Origin of the sequence: Pseudomonas juntendi, assembly GCF_021560075.1 — a bacterium.
Lineage (GTDB): Bacteria > Pseudomonadota > Gammaproteobacteria > Pseudomonadales > Pseudomonadaceae > Aquipseudomonas > Aquipseudomonas juntendi.
Genome location: NZ_CP091088.1, coordinates 2,184,864 through 2,208,325 on the forward strand (window position 1 = coordinate 2,184,864; position 23,462 = coordinate 2,208,325).

Genomic DNA, 23,462 nt, shown 5'->3' on the forward strand with positions numbered 1-23,462 from the left:
CGCCATGCCAGCAAGGCCCGCGACTTCAATTTCTTGCAGGCAAAAGAAAGCCCGCTGCTAGTCGGGCTAGAGGTGTTTCACATGGGGATGGCTTGATTGTCCCTCTGCAGGCGTGAAAATGAGGTGAAAATAACGTGCTCAGCCTGTGATTTGTGCCGTTCAGGGTGAACGAGTCGTCACCGAAGTGAGTCTTCAGGAAGCAAGTCTGTATTGGCTGCAACGATACGGACATGGACCTACTGACGAGCTGAGTGTGTGTATGCGGGACAAGAAGGCGCGCGGAGCCAAGATCAAAGACAGGGCAACGGTCCTCTGCCTGCGCAGTGGCAGGATCTTGCTGGTACGGAAAAAAAGCGGGAAGTGGAACTTCCCCGGCGGCGCTATCGAACCGGGCGAGTCGCCTGTTGCAGCGGCTGCGCGGGAGCTGCAAGAGGAAACGTCCATTGAAGGCCACGGTCTCTTTCACCTGTGCACCCTTCAGCTGGGGTCAACCATTCACCATGTGTTCACTACGCATGTCGATGATCAGGAAAAACCCGTGGCTCGCAATGAGATCGTGGCCTGCAAATGGGTGCTCAGAGACAAGCTGAGCCCAGCCATTCTCAATGCTAGGGCCGCTGAGCTGCTATCAAGCCAACTGCCTGCGTTGACCGCTTAGTTACTTCAGCGCAGCGGCATCGCGCCTGGTCTCATCTTTCTCACATCTTGCTCATCATTGGCCTCCAGCAGGTTGCCAGGGCTGAGCGTGCACGCAGCGCGCCCAGGCCGGTTGCCGGTAGATCATGGCAAATGCGGCTGTTAAATAATTGCAGCACATACGCACGCTCGGCGGTCGATCCAGTTATATCGGCTTAATCCCAAAGTAGGGTAAGCCGCACGGCCTGGGGTACAGCCAATTTCGATCGCTGGAGGCGCTATGCGGATGAGGGGTAACGTGTATTGGGCGTGGGTCGACCCTGCGCTGAACCATCGCAGCCATGAAGAGACCCTGGCAGACGGCAGCCGGATAGATGTACAGGTCAGGCTTTCGCGCAGCGGGACCACGCAGATGTTCCTGGGGGTGTATGCCCGTTCCGGGATGGCATTGCACGAAGAGGCCTACGACTGCTGGCCGAAGCGCTCATTGGTTCGTGCCTTGGCCTGGGGCAGCATGCGTGCGCGGCAGATAGCCGAAACAGGCGTGTCTGCCGTGCCCCCCAAGGCCGCCCTGCAATAAGCACCCGGCGGCCTTCTGCCTTAGCTGGTCGGGTCCTGCCCCAGTACTTTGCCCAGCGCCACGCGCGCATCCTCAAGCTGTACCAGCGAGGCATGGCGTGCACCGAGTGCGTCGCCATTCTGGATGGCGGTCAAAATGGCCTTGTGCCGGGGCAGGGCGAGTTGGTTGAAGTTTGGCCGCTGGTTGGAATAGCGCACCGATTCGCGCAGGGCCATGGACAACATGTTGCACAGGTAGGCCAGCAGGTCATTGTGGGTGGCGTCGGCGATGCGTGCGTGGAAGTCCAGGTCCGGTTGCAGCCGCTCTTCATGGGTGCGCGCGGCTTCCATGCGTTGATACGCTTCGCTGATCGACTGCACATCTTCGGCCGTAGCGTTGGTGGCGGCCAGTGCGGCAGCAGCGGGCTCGATGACCCAGCGTACGCTGGACAAGGTATTGAAAAAGTCCTTCTGCGGCGTGGCCTGCATCAGCCAGTGCAGCACGTCTGGGTCAAGCATGTGCCAGTCATGGCGCGGCCGCACCAGGGTACCGACCCGGGGGCGGGCTTCGACCAGGCCTTTGGCAGTCAGCGCACGCATCGCTTCGCGGAACACGGGCCGGCTGATCGCGTAGCTTTCGCACAGGCTGGCCTCGTTGGGCAGCTTCTGCCCGGGCGCGAGTTGGCCAGAGACGATCTGCAGGCCGAGGTCCTGTACCAAAGTGGTGTGCATGCTCTTGCGCGTGGAGGGCTGGCGGTAGTTCATGGGGGGCGCGGGTGGTCCTTCAAGCGGGGGGAGCATCATAGCATCAGTGAATGGGCGGCGGCCTTTTGACGAGGTCGCAGCAGTTTGGCTTGGTTCGGCGGGAAACAGCGTGGTGGGTGGAACGGGCTTCGCCGGTGTTCGCGGCTGAGCCCGCTCCTTCATTGCGGGGTGCGGCTGGTCAGTGGGAATGCTTGGGCACCGCTGCCCCTCGGCAGCCCACCAGGAAGTCGAAATCGCAGCCTTCATCGGCCTGCATCACATGGTCCAGGTACAGCTTGGCATACCCGCCGGTGATCAACTGCGGCGGGGCTTGCAGGTCGGCCAGCCGGCCGGCCAGTTCCTCGGCGCTGATATCCAGGTGCAGCCGGCCCTCCTTGCAGTCCAGTTCGATCCAGTCACCTTCCCGCACTGCGGCCAATGGCCCGCCTGCTGCGGCCTCGGGCGCCACATGGAGTACCACGGTGCCGTAGGCAGTGCCGCTCATGCGTGCGTCCGAAATACGCACCATGTCGGTTACGCCCTGGGCCAGCAACTTCGCCGGCAAGCCCATGTTGCCGACTTCGGCCATGCCCGGGTAGCCCTTGGGCCCGCAGTACTTCATCACCAGTACCGAATTGGCGTCTACATCCAGTTCAGGGTCGTTGATGCGTGCCTTGTAGTCTTCGAAGTTTTCGAACACCACGGCGCGGCCACGGTGCTGCATCAGCGCCGGGGTGGCGGCTGACGGTTTGAGCACCGCGCCCTTGGGCGCCAGGTTGCCACGCAAGATGCAGATACCGCCATCGGCCACGAGTGGGTTGGCCAGCGGGCGTATCACTGCTTCGTCATATAACGGCGCGGCCTGGCAGTTGGCCCACAGGCTGTTGCCGTTGGCCGTCAACGCGTCGGGGTTGGGCAGCAGGCCATGTTCGCCCAGGCGGCGGATGACCGCCGGCAAGCCACCGGCGTAATAGAACTCTTCCATCAGGAAGCGGCCCGATGGCTGCAGGTCGACCAAGGTCGGTGTCCCGCGGCCAACGCGGGTCCAGTCTTCCAGTTGCAGGTCTACGCCAATGCGCCCGGCAATCGCCTTCAGGTGGATAACGGCGTTGGTCGAGCCGCCGATGGCGGCGTTGACGCGAATCGCGTTCTCGAAGGCTTCGCGGGTGAGGATTTTCGACAGGCGCAGGTCTTCGCGAACCATATCGACAATGCGCATGCCGGAAAGGTGGGCAAGGACATAGCGGCGGGCATCCACTGCCGGGATGGCGGCATTGTGGGGCAGGGAGGTGCCCAGCGCTTCGGCCATGCAGGCCATGGTCGAGGCGGTGCCCATGGTGTTGCAGGTGCCCGCCGAGCGCGACATGCCAGCTTCGGCGGAAAGGAACTCGTTGAGGTCGATCTGGCCGGCCTTGTAGGCCTCGTGCATCTGCCAGACGATGGTGCCGGCGCCAATGTCCTTGCCCTTGTGCTTGCCGTTGAGCATCGGCCCTCCGGTCACCACGATCGCCGGCACGTCGCAGCTGGCAGCGCCCATCAGCAGCGCCGGGGTGGTCTTGTCGCAGCCTGTCAGCAGCACCACGGCGTCCACCGGGTTGCCGCGGATCGCTTCCTCCACATCCATGCTCGCCAGGTTGCGGGTGAGCATGGCGGTGGGGCGCAGGTTGGACTCGCCGCTGGAAAACACGGGGAACTCCACCGGGAAGCCGCCAGCCTCCAGCACGCCTTTTTTCACATGCTCGGCAATTTTGCGGAAATGCGCGTTACACGGCGTCAACTCCGACCAGGTGTTGCAGATGCCGATGATCGGCTTGCCCTGGAATTCATGGTCCGGAATGCCCTGGTTCTTCATCCAGCTGCGGTACATGAAGCCGTTCTTGTCGGCGGTTCCGAACCATTGGGCAGAGCGCAGGGGGCGTTTGGCGTCAGACATATCGGGAGACCCTATTAGTATTACTATTTGTCGTTTATTGCCTAACTGTACTGCGTGAAATCGCGCATGTGAAGGCTTGTTGTTCCAAATAGTATTACTATATGATCCTGTCGCCAGGTTAGCGGTCTGCCAAAAAGCCCCGGCCGGGTGCTGTGATCATTACAAGAACAATTGGAGACATCGCCATGATTCAGGAGCAGCGGCTTGTCCGCCTGATCACACTGAAACTCATCCCTTTTCTGGTTCTGCTTTACCTGGTGGCCTACGTCGATCGTTCGGCGGTGGGCTTTGCCAAGCTGCACATGGGCGCCGACATCGGCCTGGGTGACGCGGCCTATGGCCTGGGTGCCGGGCTGTTCTTCATCGGCTATTTTCTGTTCGAAGTGCCGAGCAACCTGCTGCTCGACCGCTTTGGCGCGCGGCGCTGGTTCGCCCGCATCCTGGTGACGTGGGGTGCAATTACCATCGGCATGGCCTTCGTGACCGGGCCCAATGGCTTCTACGTGATGCGCTTCTTGCTCGGCGCCGCCGAGGCGGGCTTCTTTCCGGGGGTGCTGTACTACATAACCCAGTGGTACCCGGTGCGGCATCGCGGCAAGATCCTGGGCTTTTTCATCCTCTCGCAGCCCCTGGCCATGCTGATCACCGGGCCGCTTTCCGGCGCGCTGCTGGGACTGGAGGGCATCTACGGCCTGCATGGCTGGCAGTGGCTGTTCATCTGCATCGGCACCCCGGCGGTGCTGCTCGCCTGGCCTACCTTGCGCCTGCTGCCGGACGGGCCTGCCCAGGTGCGCTGGCTCAGCGAGGCACAACGCAGTTGGCTGCAGGAGCAACTGGCCAACGACCTGCGTGATTTTGGCCAGACCCGCCATGGCAACCCGCTGCATGCGCTCAAGGACGGCCGCGTACTGTTGCTGGCGCTGTTCTACCTGCCGGTCACCTTGAGCATCTACGGCCTCGGCTTGTGGCTGCCAACGCTGATCCACCAGTTTGGCGGCAGCGATCTGGTCACGGGCTTCGTTTCGGCGGTGCCGTACCTGTTCGGCATCATCGGCCTGTTGATCATGCCCCGCAGCTCTGACCGCCTCAACGACCGCTATGGGCACCTGGGCCTGCTGTGTGCGCTGGGCGCCATAGGCCTGTTCCTCAGTGCCTGGCTGACGGTGCCGGTGCTGCAGTTGGCCGCGCTGTGCGTGGTGGCGTTTGCCCTGTTTTCCTGCACGGCCATCTTCTGGACGCTGCCTGGGCGGTTCTTTTCAGGTGCCAGCGCAGCCGCAGGCATCGCCCTGATCAACTCGATCGGCAACCTTGGCGGCTACCTGGGGCCGTTCGGTATCGGCGCGCTCAAGGAACACACCGGGCAGTTGTCTTCGGGGCTGTATTTCCTTGCCCTGGTGATGCTGTTCGGCGTGCTGCTCACCGGCGTCGTCTACAACCGCCTGGAGCGTCGCCAACGCCTGGCTTCCACGCGGGCCGCCGAAGGCGCCCGCTGAACTTTGCAACCGACAAGCGAGCACATCAACCATGCGACTGATTCAATTCGAAAGCGCCGCCGGCGCGCGCCATGTGGGCGTGGTGGAAGGCGAGTACGCCCTTGAAGTGCGGGGCGTCAGCAGCACCCGTGAGCTGGCCTTGCAGGCCATTGCCGCCGGCCGCGATCTGGCCAGTGAAGTCCGGGCCGCTGGGCTGGGTGAGCGGCACGACTACCTGGCCTTGCTGGCCCAGGGCCGTGTGCTGCCACCTTTGGACCACCCGGACCCGGCGCACTGCCTGGTCACCGGCACCGGCCTGACCCACCTGGGCAGCGCCGCCACCCGCGACAAAATGCACCAGCAACAGGCCGAAGGTACCTTGACCGATAGCATGCGCATGTTCCAGTGGGGCCTGGCGGGCGGGCGGCCGCCAGCGGGTGAGGAGGGTGCGCAGCCGGAGTGGTTCTACAAGGGCGACGGCGCGATCGTGGTGCGCCCCGGCGCCGACCTGCCGCTGCCGGCCTTTGCCGAAGACGCCGGCGAGGAGCCTGAGCTGGTCGGGCTGTACCTGATCGGCCCGGGCAATACCCCGTACCGGATTGGCTACGCCTTGGGCAACGAGTTTTCCGACCATGTGCTGGAGCGGCGCAATTACCTGTACCTGGCGCATTCCAAGCTGCGCGCCTGCAGTTTCGGCCCGGAGCTTCGCCTGGGGGCGTTGCCAGCGCACCTCGAAGGCACCAGCCGCATTCTGCGCGATGGCCAGGTGCTGTGGAGCAAGCCGTTCCTGTCCGGCGAGCAGAACATGTGCCACAGCTTCGAGAACCTGGAGTACCACCACTTCAAATACAGCCAGTTCCTGCGCCCTGGCGATGTGCATGTGCACTATTTCGGCACCGCCACACTGTCGTTCGCCGACGGCGTGCAGGCCCGACCGGGCGATACCTTCGAAATCAGCCTCGACGCCTTTGGCCAGCCGCTGCGCAACGGCGTTGCCGCAGCGCCCGGGCAGGTTCGCCCAGGGCTGGTGAAAAGCCTGTGAGGGCCAGGCCTTCTTTCTTGTTACAGGAGTCAACCATGTCTGCAAGCAATTTCATTGGCGGCCAGCGCAGCGCTGCTGGCAGCGTTCACCTGCAAAGCCTCGATGCGCGCACCGGCGAAGCCTTGCCGGGGATCTTCACCCAGGCCACCCCTGGCGAGGTGGCTGCCGCTGCCGAGGCCGCCGAAGCGGCATTCGTCGAATACAACGGCATGGCGCCCGAGCGTCGCGCGCAGTTTCTGGATGCCATTGCCGACCAGCTGGACGCGTTGGGCGATAGCTTCATCGCCACGGTGTGCCGCGAAACGGCCTTGCCTGCTGCGCGCATCCAGGGCGAGCGCGGCCGAACCAGCAATCAGCTGCGCCTGTTCGCCAAAGTACTGCGCCGCGGCGATTACCTGGCGGCGCGCATCGACCGCGCTCAGCCACAGCGCCAGCCACTGCCACGCCCGGACTTGCGCCAGTACCGCACCGGCGTAGGGCCGGTAGCCGTGTTCGGTGCCAGCAACTTCCCCCTGGCGTTCTCCACTGCCGGCGGCGACACCGCAGCAGCGCTGGCCGCTGGCTGCCCGGTGGTGGTCAAGGCGCACAGCGGCCATATGGCCACGGCCGCGCAGGTGGGCGAGGCTATCGAGCGGGCGGCGCAGGCGACCGGCATGCCTGCCGGGGTGTTCAACATGGTCTACGGTAGCGGTGTGGGTGAAGCGTTGGTGCGCCACCCGGCCATCCAGGCGGTGGGGTTTACCGGTTCGCTCAAGGGCGGGCGTGCCCTGTGTGACCTGGCGGCAGCACGCCCCCAGCCGATTCCGGTGTTCGCCGAAATGAGCAGCATCAACCCCGTGCTGGTCTTGCCCGCGGCGTTGCGCGCGCGCGGCGGGCAGGTGGCCGAGGCGCTGGCGGCTTCGGTGGTGCTGGGCTGTGGGCAGTTCTGCACCAACCCCGGGCTGGTCATTGGCATTGCCGGTGAGGCATTCACCGCCTTCACTGCAACGCTGGCTGCGCAATTGGCCGACCAGCCCGCGCAAACCATGCTCAATACAGGCACCTTGCGCAGCTATGCCAGTGGCGTGCAGCGCCTGCACCAGCACCCAGGCGTGCGCCACCTGGCCGGTGCCGAGCAGGTTGGCGACCAGGCCCGGGCGCAGCTGTTCCAGGCCGATGCGAGCCTGCTGTTGAACGGTGACGAACTGCTGCAGGAAGAAGTGTTCGGGCCTGCCACGGTGCTGGTCGAAGTCGCCGACGAAGCCGAGCTGCGCCGCGCCGTGCAAGCGTTGCACGGGCAGCTCACCGCCACCCTGATCGCCGAGCCGCAAGACCTCCAGCAGTTCGCCACGCTGGTGCCGCTGCTGCAGCGCAAGGCAGGGCGCCTGCTGCTCAACGGTTACCCCACCGGTGTCGAAGTGTGCGAAGCGATGGTGCATGGTGGGCCCTACCCGGCCACCTCCGATGCCCGCGGCACCTCGGTCGGCACCTTGGCCATCGACCGCTTCCTGCGCCCGGTGTGCTTCCAGGACTACCCCGATGCGCTGCTGCCCGATGCGCTGAAAAATGCCAACCCGCTGGGGCTGCAGCGCTTGGTCGACGGCCAGCACAGCCGTGAGGCATTGATCTGACGCAGGCTTGGGCATGGCGGCGGCCCAGGCCTTGCAGGCCGAACGGCGCCGACGGGGGAGTTTGTTGCCAAATGTGTGATTTCCTTCACGCACTCGGCGTCAAGAATGCGACCCCCGCCGTCGTCGAGGGGGACTGAACCAGGGCCCGCCATGCAAACGCTGTTGGACGAGATCCTTGAACAAGTACGCCCCTTGATCGGCACGGGCAAAGTTGCCGATTACATTCCTGCGCTGGCCGACGTGCCGGCCCAGCAACTGGGCATCGCCGTCTACAGCAACGATGGCAGTCACTACTGTGCGGGCGACGCCCTGGAACCGTTCTCGGTGCAGAGCATTTCCAAGGTGTTCAGCCTGGTTCAGGCGATAGGCCATTCGGGTGAAGCGATCTGGGAGCGGCTTGGCCATGAGCCGTCCGGCCAGCCATTCAACTCGCTGGTGCAGCTGGAGTTCGAGCGCGGGCGCCCGCGCAACCCGTTCATCAACGCAGGGGCCTTGGTCATCTGCGACATCAACCAGTCGCGCTTCGCTGCGCCAACCTTGTCGATGCGCGATTTCGTCCGGCGCCTGTCCGGTAACCCGCACATCCAGATCGACACCCGCGTCGCCGATTCGGAGTATCAGTTCCGCGCGCGCAATGCGGCCATGGCTTACCTGATGCAGTCGTTTGGCAACTTCCACAACGAGGTGGAAACGGTGCTGCGCAGTTACTTCAGCTACTGCGCACTGCGCATGAATTGCCTGGACTTGGCGCGGGCATTCTGCTTTCTGGCCAACGACGGCTTTTGCAAGCACAGCGGTCAGCAAATTCTCAGCCGTCGCCAGACCCAGCAGGTGAACTCGATCATGGCCACCAGTGGCCTGTATGACGAGGCAGGCAACTTCGCCTACCGGGTAGGGTTGCCGGGCAAGAGTGGCGTCGGCGGCGGCATCGTCGCCATCGTACCGGGGCAGTTCAGCGTATGCGTGTGGTCGCCGGAGCTGAATGCGGCGGGCAACTCGCTGGCCGGCATGGCCGCGCTGGAGTTGCTGAGCGCACGCATTGGCTGGTCGGTGTTCTGAATACCAGGCTGGCCTGGCGCGTGGTCGCTTGCCCCAGCCGGGTTCGGCCAACCTGATTGAACGTTTCAGCGCCATGGGCCGTCGGTATTGCATGTCTTATGCAATGGAGGTAGCCCATGAAATACCGCGCACTCGGCAACACTGGCCTGCTGGTTTCGGAGCTGGTGGTTGGCACGGTCCCGTTCGGCGGGCGTGGCGCATTCGAAAAAACCGGTAGCGTGGATGTCGACCAGGCACGGCGCATGTTCGACATGGCCTTCGATGCCGGCGTCAATATGGTGGACACGGCCGACTTGTACTCGCACGGCCTTGCCGAAGAAATCGTTGGCCAGGCGCTGGCCCAGCGGCGCCAGTCGATCATCCTCGCGACCAAGGCGCGCAGCCCGATGGGCGACAACCCCAACGACAGCGGGGCGTCGCGTTACCACTTGATTCGCGCCTGCGAGGCCAGCCTCAAGCGCCTGGGTACCGACCATATCGACCTGTACCAGGTACACAACTGGGATGGCGTGACGCCGGTGGAGGAAACCCTGGCGGCCTTGGACCACCTGGTGCAGAGCGGGAAGATCCGCTACTTCGGCACGTCCAACTATACCGCCTGGCAAATGATGAAAACCCTCGGCAGCGCGCGCGTGAATGGCTGGCAGCAGCCGGTCTCGCAGCAAATCTATTACACCCCGGAGGCGCGCGAAGCCGAGTACGAATTGCTGCCCATGGCCATCGACCAAGGGGTTGCAACCTTGGTGTGGGGGCCCCTGGGCGAGGGGTTGCTGACCGGCAAGGTGCGGCGCGGGCAGCAGACCCCCAAGGGCACCCGCCAGGGCAATGACTGGCCAGAACCCTACGTGCATGATCGCGAGCGGGCCTATGACATCATCGAAGCCTTGATCACCATCGGCCAGCGCCATGGCTGCTCGCCGGCACGGGTATGCCTGGCCTGGCTCAAGGACCGCCCAGGCATCACCAGCGTGATCACGGCGGGGCGCAGCTTCGAGCAGCTGCATGACAACTTGCAGGCGACCGAGCTGGTGCTCTTGCCAGAAGACCTGGAACAGATGGAACAGGCCACGCGGATCGCGCCCCAGTATCCCTACTGGCACCGGATCGCGGCCGAAATGGACCGCATCGACCCTGCCGAGGCGCCATTCATCGCCTTGCACCGCAAAACGATGCAGCGCCAGCAACCGTGACGAGTGCAGGTAATCGTTCAGCCACCATCGAAGAGGACACGCCCATGGCCGAGCAGCAGAAAGACCAGCAAACCCAAGTGCCAGCCCATTCCACGGAAGAGGAGAAGGCCCGGTTGAAAGACAAGAACAAGGACGGCATTCCGCCGGGCGCCGAGTAATCGCAGCGCAGTACCAATCTGGCGGTCGCTTGGCCCCACGGGCCAGGCGCCCGCTATTTACCTGAATTATTTTCTGCCCGACCGGTCAGGTATTGAGTCCTTGTTCAATCAAGAGGTTCTTATGCACGCCTACACGGTCCGCTATCAACTCAATGGCCAGCCTTGCACCCACACCTTCGAGCTCGAACAGCCCGAGCTTGCCCTGCACCAGGCAGCGCTGCACCTGATGGTGCTGCACTTCGGCGACGGCGAGAACAGTTTGCTGATGCCGCCCGCTGATGCCAGCCCGGACGAAATCTTGGCCCAGGCCAAGGTAATGGGGCTGACCCAAATCGACGTGGCGTGACGAAGCCCACCGGGTGAGCCTGCCACCCCTTGGCGTGGCAGGCTGAACTTCAGCGCCGCCGTAATGCGGCGGCCAGCCCTAGGGTCAGCACCACGGCACTGGCGATTGCCACGCCGATGGCAGCCGCGGCGCCCCAGGCTTGCAGCAGTGCTGCCAATACCAGGTAGAACGCGATCACCCCCACCGCGCCAATCGCATTGCCCCGCACCATCGCGGCCATCCCGGGCCGGCCATTCTGTACGTAGGCAAACACGACCAGCGGCCATGCGATTACCGGTATCGGTGCCAGCATGCCGCTGGTTGCCGGGCCCAGCCAGTCGGCCAGGCTTGTGGTCAGCATCAGCAGGCTGGTCGCCGCCACCATGCGCAGCGGTATTTCCCAGTATCGGTGCTTGGGGCGGGCCAGCATGTCCGGGCTGGGCTCGCGGCCACTGGCGCGTATCAGCACCCCGATCAGAACCAGCGCTACGGCCACCGACAGGTGCAGGTTGCCCCAGTGGGTAAATGCGTAAGCCACCAAGCCGTACGCCAGCAACGCCAGCAGCACGGCGGGTACCAGCGCTGCCCGGCGGGTGCTCCACATGAAGCAGCAGTACGTCGCCTGCACCGCCACCAGGCCGCCCAGTGCGCCAGGCACTGCAGCTACAGCAAAGGTGCTGCCCTGTTCCAGGCACAGGAAGGTCATGACCAGTGCCGAGGTAATGGGCATGCCGGACAACAGCCCGCCCAGCAGGCCGCCCCATCGGCGCGACGCCAGGGAAATGGCCCACATCAGCAAAGGGGTGACGATTAGCTTCAGGTACAACAGCGTCATTGCGCGAATGGGCCCAGGCCCAGCTCGGTGTGGGTGGCCGGGGGCTGCAGCAGCATGCAATCGTTCCTTGTGCGTGGGGGCAAGCCTGCGAGCATGCGGCGGCGCAAGGGCCGGGGTCAAGGCTGTGGCGTGCCTGCAAGGTCATGCCGCGCGGGCCGGGCCTAGGGCGCGAAGCGGCTCACCACGGGATCCGCTGGCCGTCCCACCCCCAGAAGCTGCCACTGTCGGCTGGGCCTGTCCGGCCTACCTGGTCGATCACGCACTGGGCGGCAAACGCCGGCTCGAACAACTTGCCCGGCGGCACATTGCTTTGGAACGGCCGCGACAGCGCGGTATCGGTGGTGCCTGGGTGCAGCGCCAATACCGTAGCCGCCGGGTTCAGGCGTTGCAGCTCGATACTTGCCGTGTGCAACAGCTGGTTCAGCGCCGCCTTGCTCGCGCGGTAGCTGTACCAGCCGCCCAGGCGGTTGTCGCCGATCGAGCCCACCCGCGCCGACAGTGCGGCAAAGGTGGCCGGCTGTTGGCGCAGCAGGGGTAGCAGGTGCTTGAGCAGCAGAATAGGGGCGAAGGCATTGGTCACGAAGCTGGCCTGCAACCCGGCCAGGTCCAGCTGGGCCAGGGATTTTTCCGCCTTGGCGCCTTGCTGGTGCAGAATGCCCAGCGTGCTCACCACCAGGTGCAGGTGCTTGCAGCCAGCGCTGACCGTGCAGGCCAGCGCAGCAAGGGCCGCCTCGTCGCGTGCATCGCAATCCACCAGCCTCAGGCGTTGGCCGTGTGCGGCCGTCAGCGCAATCAATGCGCTGCTACGGCTGGCACTGCGCGATACCGCCCACACCAGGTCGATATCGTCGCGGGCCAGCAAGGCCTGGCACAGTGCCAGGCCGATGCCTTGGCTGGCGCCGCCTATCAGGGCATTGGCTTGCCCGGTCAATCCAGGGATCAGGTGCATGGGGCGCCCTCGGCACTGCGGGGTACTCCCAATGAGTACACCGGGTCATTGCAGATCATGCGCTACCGGCAGCAGCACCGCGGTAGCGCGGCTCACAGGTTTTACGCCTGGTAGATCCTGGTCAACAAGCGCAGTAATTGCTCGCGCTCCTCGTCATTCAGTGCCGCGGTCGCTTCCCGGTCGCTGTCGCTGGCGATCTGCTTCAACTCCTTGAGCAGTACTTCACCGGCTTTGCTGAGAAAAATCCCGTACGAGCGCTTGTCCGGTTTGCAGCGCACCCGTACGGCCAGGGCGCGTTCTTCCAGCTTGTTCAACAGCGGTACCACCTGGGGTGGCTCGATGGCCAGCGAGCGGGCCAGGTCCGCCTGCATCAGCCCTGGGTTCTGCTCGATCACCGCCAGTGCCGAAAATTGCGCCGGGCGCAGATCATGGGCAGCCAGCCGGCCGATAAAGTTCTGAAACAGCTTCAACTGGGCACGGCGAAGGGCATAACCGATCAAGTCTTCAAGCACGACATCCGCCCCGGAAACGGCGGTGGCAGCAGTATCGGTGGTGCGGGCAGACCTTCCCATCGGGTGAATGGCTCCTGGGGCATTGGTAATAAAGTTACCTAGTTTGCCTGCCTTGGCAAGATCCGGCTAGAGGAGGGCTGGTGAAAAAGAGCGGGGGCTTAGATGCTGCAAAGGATAATTTTCATAATAGTTAATTGACATAACTAATTTGCTCCCTTAGCTTGAGGGCATCACCCCGAACAACAAGAGTGCAGAACCATGAGCAAATACGCAGGCCGTTGGGCTACCGTGAAAGTCGAGCTGGAGTCGGGCATTGCCTGGGTCACCCTGAATCGGCCAGAAAAACGCAACGCCATGAGCCCCACCCTGAACCGGGAAATGATCGACGTGCTGGAAACCCTGGAGCAGGACGCCGAGGCTGGCGTACTGGTCCTGACCGGTGCCGGGGAGTCGTGGACGGCCGGCATGGACCTCAAGGAGTACTTCCGCGAGGTGGACGCCGGGCCGGAAATCCTTCAGGAAAAAATCCGCCGCGATGCATCGCAGTGGCAGTGGAAGCTGCTGCGCATGTACGCCAAACCGACCATTGCCATGGTCAACGGCTGGTGTTTCGGCGGCGGTTTCAGCCCGCTGGTGGCCTGCGACCTGGCCATCTGTGCCGACGAAGCCACGTTCGGCCTGTCGGAAATCAACTGGGGCATCCCACCCGGCAACCTGGTCAGCAAGGCCATGGCCGACACCGTGGGCCACCGTCAGTCGCTGTACTACATCATGACCGGCAAGACCTTCGGTGGGGCAAAGGCGGCCGAAATGGGCCTGGTGAACGAAAGCGTGCCGTTGGCCCAACTGCGCGAAACCACCCGCGAACTGGCGCTGAACCTGCTGGAGAAAAACCCGGTGGTGCTGCGTGCCGCCAAGAACGGCTTCAAGCGTTGCCGCGAACTGACCTGGGAGCAGAACGAAGACTACCTGTACGCCAAGCTCGACCAGTCCCGCCTGCTGGATACCGAAGGGGGGCGCGAGCAGGGCATGAAGCAGTTCCTCGACGACAAGAGCATCAAGCCAGGCTTGCAGGCTTACAAGCGTTGAGTGACAGCGGGCCGCGCCGCCCCTGGCGGCAGCCCGCGAATAGTGCCCATGAATACAAAAAGAGGAATGAGCATGTTGCAGGTGCCTTTGCTGATTGGCGGGCGGTCGTGCCCCGCCAGCGATGGACGAACCTTCGAGCGACGCAACCCGGTCAGTGGTGAAGTGGTATCGCAGGTGGCCGCGGCTTCGCTGGCCGATGCCGATGCTGCCGTGGCAGCCGCCAGCGCGGCATTCCCGGCGTGGGCAGCACTGGCGCCCAGTGAGCGACGTGGCCGCCTGCTGGCCGGCGCAGACCTGCTGCAGGCGCGCGCCGGCGAGTTCATCGCTGCGGCCGGTGAAACCGGGGCGATGGCCAACTGGTACGGCTTCAATGTGAAGCTGGCGGCCAACATGCTGCGTGAAGCCGCCGCCATGACCACGCAGGTCACCGGCGAGGTGATCCCTTCCGATGTGCCTGGCAGTTTCGCCATGGCCTTGCGAGCACCGTGCGGGGTGGTGCTGGGTATCGCGCCCTGGAATGCCCCGGTCATTCTGGCCACGCGCGCCATCGCCATGCCCCTGGCGTGCGGCAATACCGTGGTGCTGAAGGCGTCGGAGCAGAGCCCGGCGGTGCACCGGTTGATCGGCCAGGTGCTTCAGGATGCGGGGCTGGGCGACGGCGTGGTCAACGTTATCAGCAACGCCCCGCAGGATGCGCCAGCGGTGGTCGAACGCCTGATTGCCAACCCCGCTGTGCGGCGGGTGAATTTTACCGGCTCCACCCAGGTGGGGCGCATCGTCGGCGAGTTGGCCGCACGCCACCTGAAACCGGCCTTGCTGGAGTTGGGCGGCAAGGCGCCGTTGCTGGTGCTGCACGACGCCGACCTGGACGCCGCGGTCGAGGCGGCGGCCTTTGGCGCCTACTTCAACCAGGGCCAGATCTGCATGTCCACCGAGCGCTTGCTGGCCGATAGCCGCATCGCCGATACCTTTGTCGACAAGTTGGCAGTCAAGGTCAGCGGGCTTCGTGCCGGCGACCCCCAGGCCAGCGACTCGGTGCTCGGCTCGCTGGTCAGCAGTGCGGCGGGCGAACGCATCAAGGCGCTGATCGACGATGCCGTGGCCAAGGGCGCTCGCCTGGTCTGCGGCGGCCAGCTGGACGGCAGCATCCTGCAGCCGACCCTGCTCGACCATGTCGACAGCAGCATGCGCCTGTACCGCGAAGAGTCGTTCGGGCCGGTGGCTGTAGTGCTGCGCGCCGAAGGTGACGAGGCCTTGCTGCAACTGGCCAACGATTCGGAGTTTGGCCTGTCGTCAGCCATTTTCAGCCGGGACACCAGCCGGGCGCTGGCCCTGGCCCAGCGCGTGGAATCGGGTATCTGCCACATCAACGGGCCGACCGTGCACGATGAAGCGCAAATGCCCTTCGGCGGGGTGAAGGCCAGCGGCTATGGCAGCTTCGGCAGCCGCACGGCCATCGACCAGTTCACCCAGTTGCGCTGGGTCACCCTGCAACAGGGCCCCCGGCATTACCCCATCTGAGCAACACGCAATTGGCCGCCCCGGGCAATGCCCGGCGGCGGCAGCCTGTACAACAAGAACAAGGAGCAACCTGCGTGAATACCCAACCCCGCCTGCGGTCATGCGACCCTGGCCAACCGCCGCGCTACCGGCAGGTGTCCATTGGGCACCCACAAGTGCAGGTCAGTGAAACCGACGGTGTGCTGCGCATGCTGGCGCTGGAGCCGTTGGCGCCTTTGCCGGCGCGCCTGCTCGACCGCCTGCTGCACTGGGCGCGCGTGCGCCCGCACACCACCCTCATCGCCGCGCGCGAACCCAGCGGTGGCTGGCGTGAAGTCAGCTATGCGCAGATGCTCGACCAGGTACGTACCATCGCTGCCCACTTGCTAGGGTTCGGCCTTGGCGCCGAACGGCCGCTGGTACTGTTTTCCGGCAATGACATCGAGCACCTGCAGCTTGCCCTGGGGGCCATGTATGCCGGCATTCCTTACTGCCCGGTGTCGCCTGCCTACGCACTGCTGTCGCAGGACTTCGCCAAGCTGCGCCACGTTTGCGAGGTGCTGACCCCTGGCCTGGTGTTCGCCACCGACAGCCAGCCGTTCCAGCGTGCCTTCGATGCCGTGCTGGATGAATCGGTGCCGGTGGTCAGCGTGCATGGCCAGCCGCCACGCCGCCGCCATTTCAGTTTCGCCAGCCTGCTGCAGCCCTGTGACCTGGCGCCGGCAGACGCTGCGTTCGCCGCCACCGGGCCCGATACCATTGCCAAGTTCCTGTTCACCTCGGGTTCCACCAAGCTGCCCAAGGCGGTGATCACCACCCAGCGCATGCTCTGCGCCAACCAGCAGATGCTGCTGCAGACCTTCCCGGTGTTTGCCGAAGAGCCGCCGGTGCTGGTCGATTGGCTGCCCTGGAACCACACCTTCGGCGGCAGCCACAACCTGGGCATCGTCCTGTACAACGGCGGCAGTTTCTATCTGGACGCCGGCAGGCCGACCCCGCAAGGCTTCGCGGAAACCTTGCGCAACCTGCGCGAGATTTCGCCCACGGCCTACCTCACCGTACCCAGGGGCTGGGAAGAGCTGGCCAAGGCGCTGGAGCAGGACGCCCAGCTGCGCGAGGTGTTCTTCGCCCGCATGAAGCTGTTCTTCTTTGCCGCAGCGGGGCTTTCGCAAAGCGTTTGGGACCGCCTGGACCGTATCGCCGAGCAGCACTGCGGCGAGCGTATCCGCATGATGGCGGGCTTGGGCATGACCGAGGCGGCGCCGTCCTGCACCTTTACCACCGGGCCGCTGTCGATGGCCGGCTACGTCGGCTTGCCGGCACCGGGTTGTGAGGTGAAGCTGGTGCCCCAGGCCGACAAGCTCGAAGCGCGTTTTCGCGGCCCGCATATCATGCCGGGCTACTGGCGCTCGCCGCAGCAAACTGCCGAGGTGTTCGACGAGGAGGGCTTCTACTGCTCGGGCGATGCACTGAAACTCGCGGATCCGCAACAGCCGGAGCAGGGCCTGATGTTCGACGGCCGCATCGCCGAGGACTTCAAGCTGTCGTCGGGTGTATTCGTCAGTGTCGGGCCACTGCGCAACCGCGCGGTGCTGGAAGGCTCGCCCTATGTGCAGGACGTCGTGGTCGCGGCGCCCGATCGCGAGTGCCTGGGCATGCTGGTGTTCCCGCGGCTACCCGAGTGCCGGCAATTGGCGGGGCTTGGGGCACAGGCCAGCGACGCCCAGGTGCTGGGCAGCGACGCGGTGCGCCAGTGGTTTGCCAACTGGCTGACGCACCTGAACCGGGACGCCCAAGGCAACGCCAGCCGCATCGAATGGTTGGCCTTGCTTGAAGAGCCACCCTCGATCGACGCGGGCGAAATCACCGACAAGGGCTCGATCAACCAACGTGCGGTGTTGCAGCGGCGCGCTGCCCTGGTCGAGGCGCTGTATCGGTGCGAAGCCCCGGGCCAGTTGCACGCACAGGCGCGGCCATGAGCGGCGGGCTGTGCACCGTGTTCGACGACGTTGCCATCGTCGATATGGTGCGCACCCCTTGGGTTGACCTTGGGGGTGCGCTGGCAACCGTTTCACCCATCGACCTGGCCATCAAGGCCGGGCGGGCGGTGCTGGCGCGTGCCGGTAGCGATCCGCAGGCCGTGGGCAGCGTGCTGGCCGGCAGCATGGCCCAGGCCAGCTTCGATGCCTATTTCCTGCCAAGGCATGTCGGCCTTTACTGTGGCGTGCCGCTGGCAGTGCCGGCCTTGGCGGTACAGCGCATCTGTGGCACGGGGCTCGAGCTGTTGCGCCAGGCTGCCGAGCAACTGCGCAGCGGGGCGCCGCAGGTGTTGTGCGTAGGTGCCGAATCCATGTCACGCAACCCGATCGCGGCCTATGAACACCGGGGCGGCTTCCGCCTGGGGGCGCCGGTCGGGTTCAAGGACTTTCTCTGGGAGGCGTTGTACGACCCGGCGGCCGATGTGGACATGATCGGCACCGCAGACAACCTGGCCCGTGAGCATGGCCTGGCGCGGGAAACCGTGGATGCCTGGGCCTTGCGCAGCCATCAGCGCGCGTTACAGGCCCAGCAGGCCGGTTGGTTCGCTGAGGAAATCGTCAGCATCAGCAGCGAAAGCTTCTTCGCCGACGGCTACCAGCCACGCGGTATCGAACTGCCACGCGGGCTCGCCGAAGTCAGCCGCGACAGCCACCCACGGCCCACCGATGCTGCAGCGCTGGCGCGGCTGCGTACCGTGCACCCTGGTGGGGTACAAACCGCAGGCAACAGTTGCGCGGTGGCCGATGGGGCGGCGGCGGCAGTGGTGGCGCCCTACGCCAGTTGCACGCGACCGCCCCTGGCGAAACTGTTGATGGCCACGGCGGTGGGCGTATCGCCGCACACCATGGGTATCGGGCCGGTGCCGGCCATCGAGCTGCTACTGCGCCGCAGCGGCCTGCGCGCAGACCAGATAGACCGCTTCGAAATCAACGAAGCGCAAGCCGCGCAGGTGGTGGCGGTGGCCCAGGCGCTACAGCTCGATGTGGCAAAGCTCAACGTTCACGGTGGCGCCATTGCCCTCGGGCACCCGCTGGCCGCCACCGGGTTGCGGCTGGTGCACACACTGGCTCGGCAACTGCAGCAGGGCAACCTGCGCTATGGGGTGGCTGCTGCGTGCATTGGCGGCGGCCAAGGCATGGCGCTGCTCATAGAAAACCCCCGTTTCACTGCCTGAACAAGAGGTGTTCCATGGCCTGGAAGGCCCCCCTGCTGGACATGCAATTCGTGCTGCAACATTGGCTCCAGGCTGACAAGGCCTGGCAGGCAATGCCGCCTCATGCCGACCTGGACCTGGACCTGGCGTGGCAGGTGCTGGAACAAGCCGCCCGCTTCACTGAGCAGGTGCTGGTGCCGCTGAACGCCACAGGTGATCGCCAGGGTTGCCGTATGGAGGCGGGGCAGGTGCGGACCCCGCACGGTTTCCCGGCGGCCTACCAGGCTTATGTCGAGGCAGGGTGGCCGGCATTGGCCTGTACCCCGCAGTTCGGCGGCCAAGGGTTGCCGCTGGTGCTCGACGCTGCGCTGCAGGAAATGCTCTTCGCCAGCAACCATGCCTGGGCCATGTACACCGGTATTGCCCATGGCGCGTATCAATGCCTGCAGGCGCATGCCAGCGAACAACTGCAGGCACGCTACCTGCCCGGTATCGTCAGTGGCGAGATCCTGCCCACCATGTGCCTGACCGAGCCCCAGGCCGGCAGCGACCTGGGCCTGTTGCGTTGCCGCGCCGAGCCGTTGGGCGACGGCCGTTATGCCATCACGGGCAACAAGCTGTTCATCTCCGGCGGCGACCACGACCTGACCCGCCAGATCGTGCACCTGGTGCTGGCGCGGCTGCCGGGCGCGCCGGCCGGCAGCCGCGGTCTGTCGCTGCTGCTGGTCCCCAAATGGCTGGAAGACGGTCAGCGTAATGCGGTGCAGTGCGAAGGCCTGGAGCACAAGCTGGGTATCCGCGGGAGCGCCACCTGTGCATTGCGCTTCGAGGCGGCCAGTGGCTGGTTGGTGGGGCAGGCGCACGGCGGCCTGGCGGCGATGTTCGTGATGATGAATTCGGCCCGGCTGCACGTTGGCTTGCAAGGGCTGGCGCACGCCGAAGCCGCCTGGCAATGTGCCCGGGAATACGCCATGGCGCGTAGGCAGATGAATGCGCCCGGGCAGCCCAAGGGCCAAGCCGACCCCATTCACTTGCACCCCGCCATGCGCCGGGTGCTGCTTGAGCTGCGGGTGCGCAGCGAAGGTATGCGCGCACTGGGCTACTGGGCGGCGCACTGGCTGGATGTGGCCGCAGCAGCCACTGAGCCCGGGCAACGGGCCAAGGCGTCGACGCTGGCGGCGCTGCTGACACCGGTCATCAAGGCTGCCTTCACCGAGCAAGGTTTCACCCTGGCCAGCAAGGCCCTGCAGGTGTTCGGCGGTTATGGCTACACCTGCGAGTTCAGTATCGAGCAAACGCTGCGCGACAGCCGCATCGCCATGATCTACGAAGGCACCAACGAGGTGCAGGCCAACGACCTGCTGCTGCGCAAGGTGCTGGGTGACGGCGGGGCGGGCATGGCACTGCTGCTGGGCGAACTGCGTAAAGAAGCCGGCACCGGCATGGCGGCTGCGGTTCTGCAGAAGGTATGTGCGGTGCTGCAAGGGCTACTTGCCGAGGTCATGGCCAAGGCGGCCGCTGACCCCGAGTACCCGTACAGCGCGGCCGGCGACTTCCTGCAACTGTGTGCCACGGCGTTGCAGGCGTTTGCCTGGGCGCGCACCGAGCGTTGCCTGCAGGCCTTGCCGGTGGACGCGCCACTGCGCCTGCAAAAGCAGGAAAGCATCGGCTTTTTCTGCAACTACCTGATGCTCGATTTCGACCGCCAGGTAGCGGCCGTGGCGGCGGCCGCTGCCCCGTTGCCCAGCATTACCGCACCGTTCTGAAACCCACGTGTGAAGTGGCCATGAACACCGGCTGAGGTTGCCGCGCCGAAGGCCGGTAGCGCAGGCAGCGGTCTGCCGAACACAGGTGCGAACCGCCCTTGATCACTGCCACTTTCACGCCGGGGTCGGCGGGGTCGTGGCTGTCGTCCAGGCTTGGCCCGGGCGGGTCCAGGCCAGCGTCGCGCTGCGGCGCATGGCCAGGGCGGTAACCCGTGCGGGTCAACTCCCAGACATTGCCCCCGGCATCGAACAGGCCAAAGCCGTTGGCCGGGAAACAGCCCACCGGCGAAGTGCCGGTGAAACCGTCGGTGGCGGCGTTGTGGTACGGGAATTGGCCCTGCCAGGTATTGGCCATGGCTTTGCCCTTGGGCAGTTCGGTCATGCCCCAACTGAAGTCGGCATCCTGCAGGCCGCCGCGCATTGCATATTCCAGCTGCGCCTCGCTGGGCAGCCTGCGCCCGGCCCAGCGCGCATAGGCCTGTGCATCCTCCAGTGCCACTTGCACCACCGGGTGGTTAGCCAGCCCTTGCAAGTCGCTGCCCGGGCCTTGCGGGTGGCGCCAGCTGGCCCCGGGCACGAACTGCCAACCCGGGCGCAGCACATCCGGCCCTTGCTTGAACACCATTGCCCCCGGCACGCGCAGGTGCTGGGGCAGGCTGGGGTCGTCGGCCTTGTCGATCCCCCGCTCGGCATGGGTGAGGTAGCCGGTCGCCGCGACAAAGCGTGCGAACTGGGCATTGGTGACCGGGTGTACATCGATCCAGAACGCCGACACTTGCGCCAGGTGGGTGGGGCCCTCCTCGTCGTAGTAGCGGTCCGAGCCGAAACTGAACTTGCCGCCGGGCAGCTGCACCATGCCGTCCCGCCAGGGGCCTTCACGGGGGGTGGGTACACCGCCATAGCCATCACACAGCAGCGCCGGGGCCGCCGCTTGCGGCCAGGCGCTGTAGCCAATGGCGAGCAAACCGGCGGCGAGCAGTGCGCAGCCGGCTGCACGCCCGATCATTGCTTGCTGGCCACCGCCGGGCTCGCCACTCTGGCAGGGCTGGCGGGGCGGCCTTCGGCATCGATCACGATATTGCTGCGCTGGGCGTAGGCCTTCCAGTCGCGCAGCATCTGTGCCACTTGCTCGGGGTGCACAGCGGCGATGTCGTGGTGCTCACCTGGGTCTTTGCGCAGGTCGTACAGGTGCCACGCCGGTTTGCCGTCGGTGGCATCCCACAGCAGCTTCATCGGGCCCTTGCGCAGCGAAGCACTGCCGTTGATTTCCCAGCCCAGGGCTTCGTCACCGGCATGGATGAGCGTGTCGTCGCCTTGCAGGTAGTCCAGTGCCGAACTGCCCTGCGGCGGCACGATATCGCGGTCGCGGTACTTGATGCCGGGCATCGGCGCACCGGCCAGTTGCAACAGGGTGGGCATGATGTCGCGCACGCTGGCCAGCGCTTCGCTGCGCCCCGCTTTGATCGTGGCCGGGTAGTAGACAAAGGCCGGCACGCGGATGCCGCCCTGGTAGGTGGTCATCTTGTAGCGGCGGCTGGGCAAGGCGCTGACCTGGGCCCAGGCCGAGCCGATCATCAGGAACGAGTCGCGTCGGCCGTAGTTGTCCAGGCGGTTGTCGAAGTGCTGGCTGATCCACGTCGGGTCCACCCGTGAAGCGTTCTCCGGGCCATTGTCGGACATGAACAGGATCAGCGTATTTTCCAGTTCGCCCCGCTGCCTCAGGTGCGCTACCAACCTGCCCACCTCGGCATCCAGGGCGCTGACCATGGCGGCGTAGACCTCCATGGTGCGCGCCGATTGGCGTTGCTGCTCGGCGCTGAGCGATGCCCAGCTCGGCACCCCTTCCAGTTGTGCGTCCAGCGGGAAGTCGGCCGGTACCAGGCCGGCCTTGCGCTGGCGCTCCAGGCGCTGTTTGGCGATGGCCTCGTAGCCCTGGTCATAGCGGCCGCGGTATTGCGCCAGGTACTGGTCCGGTGCCTGCAGCGGCCAATGCGGCGCGGTATAGGCGGCGAAGGCGAAGAACGGTTTGTTGCCAGGGTTGGGCTGGTCAATCGCGTCAATGAGGCGGTCGGTGAACCAGGTGCTGGAGTAGAAGTCGGTGGGCAGCGCGATGGGTTCACCGTTGTGCAGGAAGGTTGCGCTGTAGTTCGGCTGCAAATCCATGTTGGCTTGCTTGAAGTGCGCGGCGCCGCCTTCGAGCAGCACGTAGGCCTGGTCGAACCCGCGGTTCTGCGGCTGTTGCGCAGGTTGCATGCCCAAATGCCATTTGCCGGAAATGAAGGTCCGGTAGCCGGCATCGTGCAGCAGCTCGGCGAGGGTGGCGACATTGCCTGCCAGCACACCCTCGTAGCCGGGGCGCACTTCAGTGCCAGGCGGCAGGCGCTTGCGTGCCTCGGCCATCATGCCCAACCCGGCCAGGTGTGGGTCGTTGCCGGACATCAGCATCGCCCGGGTCGGGGAGCAACTGGGCGCGGCATGAAAGTCCAGCATCAGGCGGCCGTCGGCCAGCAGGCTGTCCAGGTTGGGGGTCTGAATTTCGCTGCCCAGTGCTGACAGGTCAGAGAACCCGAGGTCGTCAGCCACGATGAGCAGAATGTTTGGTTGTTTAACGATAGGGGCGGCCATGGCTTGGCTGGTGCCGAGCATCAGCAGGCCGAGCGCAGCAAGGGATTTTAGGCAGTTCATTGGGGTGCTCTTGTTGTTTTGGTAGGTAAAGGGCGGTGCTTATCCGCAGGTTAGACACCACGCAGCGTCGATATTAGCGGCCGGGGCCGGGTTTGCGCAGGCGGTTGGCGCATAAGCGTTCGATCAGCGAACGCTTATGCGCGCAGGCACCTTGTCGGGGCCATTTAACCATTGACGGCAATATGGTTAACAAAAATAATAATTCA

The 23,462-nt window shown here is 65.0% G+C and carries 20 protein-coding genes; 13 read left to right on the forward strand and 7 right to left on the reverse strand.

Going from position 1 to position 23,462, the window contains the following annotated elements; genetic code table 11:
• The first annotated feature begins 259 nt into the window (after positions 1-259).
• On the forward strand, positions 260-658 hold the full coding sequence (locus tag L1P09_RS10140; RefSeq protein WP_009685866.1) for an NUDIX domain-containing protein: 399 nt from the start codon (positions 260-262) through the stop codon (positions 656-658).
• Between the two features lie 258 nt (positions 659-916).
• A complete protein-coding gene (locus L1P09_RS10145; protein ID WP_029884935.1) occupies positions 917-1,216 on the forward strand; it encodes a hypothetical protein in 300 nt (99 codons plus the stop codon).
• Positions 1,217-1,236: 20 nt separating this feature from the next.
• Here the strand turns inward: L1P09_RS10145 and L1P09_RS10150 are convergent, their stop codons facing one another.
• Both L1P09_RS10150 and L1P09_RS10155 read right to left on the reverse strand, forming a co-directional pair.
• Complete coding sequence (locus tag L1P09_RS10150; protein ID WP_054904106.1) at positions 1,237-1,959, reverse strand: FadR/GntR family transcriptional regulator; 723 nt, start codon at positions 1,957-1,959, stop codon at positions 1,237-1,239.
• 178 nt (positions 1,960-2,137) lie between these two features.
• Positions 2,138-3,871, reverse strand: coding sequence for an IlvD/Edd family dehydratase (locus L1P09_RS10155; RefSeq protein ID WP_192439919.1), 1,734 nt, complete (start codon positions 3,869-3,871; stop codon positions 2,138-2,140).
• 185 nt (positions 3,872-4,056) lie between these two features.
• Here L1P09_RS10155 and L1P09_RS10160 point away from each other — a divergent pair, with 185 nt between their 5' ends.
• The 6 genes from L1P09_RS10160 (at position 4,057) to L1P09_RS10185 (ending at position 10,748) form a co-directional block, all read left to right on the forward strand.
• Entirely contained in the window at positions 4,057-5,364 is a 1,308-nt protein-coding gene (locus tag L1P09_RS10160; protein WP_029884937.1) for an MFS transporter, read from the forward strand.
• Positions 5,365-5,395: 31 nt separating this feature from the next.
• Complete coding sequence (araD1, locus tag L1P09_RS10165) at positions 5,396-6,385, forward strand: AraD1 family protein (RefSeq protein ID WP_054904104.1); 990 nt, start codon at positions 5,396-5,398, stop codon at positions 6,383-6,385.
• A gap of 35 nt (positions 6,386-6,420) precedes the next feature.
• The gene (locus tag L1P09_RS10170; RefSeq protein ID WP_235768779.1) at positions 6,421-7,995 is read left to right on the forward strand and encodes an aldehyde dehydrogenase (NADP(+)); all 1,575 of its coding nucleotides are present in this window, start codon (positions 6,421-6,423) and stop codon (positions 7,993-7,995) included.
• 150 nt (positions 7,996-8,145) lie between these two features.
• Positions 8,146-9,054 carry a glutaminase B gene (glsB, locus tag L1P09_RS10175; protein ID WP_235768780.1) on the forward strand — a complete coding sequence of 303 codons (909 nt, stop codon included), beginning with the start codon at positions 8,146-8,148 and terminating at the stop codon, positions 9,052-9,054.
• A gap of 116 nt (positions 9,055-9,170) precedes the next feature.
• On the forward strand, positions 9,171-10,244 hold the full coding sequence (locus tag L1P09_RS10180; protein ID WP_054904102.1) for an aldo/keto reductase: 1,074 nt from the start codon (positions 9,171-9,173) through the stop codon (positions 10,242-10,244).
• Between the two features lie 279 nt (positions 10,245-10,523).
• Complete coding sequence (locus L1P09_RS10185; RefSeq protein WP_054904101.1) at positions 10,524-10,748, forward strand: hypothetical protein; 225 nt, start codon at positions 10,524-10,526, stop codon at positions 10,746-10,748.
• 49 nt (positions 10,749-10,797) lie between these two features.
• On the opposite strand, the gene L1P09_RS10190 is transcribed toward L1P09_RS10185, so the two are convergent.
• The 3 genes from L1P09_RS10190 to L1P09_RS10200 form a co-directional block, all read right to left on the reverse strand.
• Entirely contained in the window at positions 10,798-11,562 is a 765-nt protein-coding gene (locus L1P09_RS10190; RefSeq protein WP_029886989.1) for a hypothetical protein, read from the reverse strand.
• A gap of 178 nt (positions 11,563-11,740) precedes the next feature.
• A complete protein-coding gene (locus tag L1P09_RS10195; protein WP_232892450.1) occupies positions 11,741-12,511 on the reverse strand; it encodes an SDR family NAD(P)-dependent oxidoreductase in 771 nt (256 codons plus the stop codon).
• A gap of 101 nt (positions 12,512-12,612) precedes the next feature.
• Entirely contained in the window at positions 12,613-13,083 is a 471-nt protein-coding gene (locus L1P09_RS10200) for a MarR family winged helix-turn-helix transcriptional regulator (protein WP_029886991.1), read from the reverse strand.
• Positions 13,084-13,281: 198 nt separating this feature from the next.
• On the opposite strand from L1P09_RS10200, the gene L1P09_RS10205 reads away from it, so the two are divergent.
• From L1P09_RS10205 to L1P09_RS10225, 5 genes are all read left to right on the forward strand, one after another.
• Positions 13,282-14,112 carry a p-hydroxycinnamoyl CoA hydratase/lyase gene (locus tag L1P09_RS10205; protein WP_009685852.1) on the forward strand — a complete coding sequence of 277 codons (831 nt, stop codon included), beginning with the start codon at positions 13,282-13,284 and terminating at the stop codon, positions 14,110-14,112.
• Positions 14,113-14,184: 72 nt separating this feature from the next.
• Positions 14,185-15,633, forward strand: coding sequence for an aldehyde dehydrogenase (locus L1P09_RS10210; RefSeq protein WP_029886992.1), 1,449 nt, complete (start codon positions 14,185-14,187; stop codon positions 15,631-15,633).
• Positions 15,634-15,707: 74 nt separating this feature from the next.
• Positions 15,708-17,591, forward strand: a complete 1,884-nt coding sequence (locus L1P09_RS10215; protein ID WP_054904100.1) for a feruloyl-CoA synthase — start codon at positions 15,708-15,710, stop codon at positions 17,589-17,591.
• Entirely contained in the window at positions 17,588-18,826 is a 1,239-nt protein-coding gene (locus L1P09_RS10220) for a thiolase family protein (protein ID WP_054904099.1), read from the forward strand. The genes L1P09_RS10215 and L1P09_RS10220 overlap by 4 nt, the downstream gene beginning before the upstream one ends.
• 14 nt (positions 18,827-18,840) lie before the next feature.
• Positions 18,841-20,571 carry an acyl-CoA dehydrogenase family protein gene (locus L1P09_RS10225; RefSeq protein ID WP_235768781.1) on the forward strand — a complete coding sequence of 577 codons (1,731 nt, stop codon included), beginning with the start codon at positions 18,841-18,843 and terminating at the stop codon, positions 20,569-20,571.
• On the opposite strand, the gene L1P09_RS10230 is transcribed toward L1P09_RS10225, so the two are convergent.
• Positions 20,555-21,577 carry a formylglycine-generating enzyme family protein gene (locus L1P09_RS10230; RefSeq protein WP_232892447.1) on the reverse strand — a complete coding sequence of 341 codons (1,023 nt, stop codon included), beginning with the start codon at positions 21,575-21,577 and terminating at the stop codon, positions 20,555-20,557. The two genes, L1P09_RS10225 and L1P09_RS10230, sit on opposite strands and share 17 nt — an antisense overlap.
• The gene (locus L1P09_RS10235) at positions 21,574-23,256 is read right to left on the reverse strand and encodes an arylsulfatase (RefSeq protein WP_235768782.1); all 1,683 of its coding nucleotides are present in this window, start codon (positions 23,254-23,256) and stop codon (positions 21,574-21,576) included. Before L1P09_RS10235 ends, L1P09_RS10230 begins: the two co-directional genes overlap by 4 nt.
• Positions 23,257-23,462 lie beyond the last annotated feature (206 nt).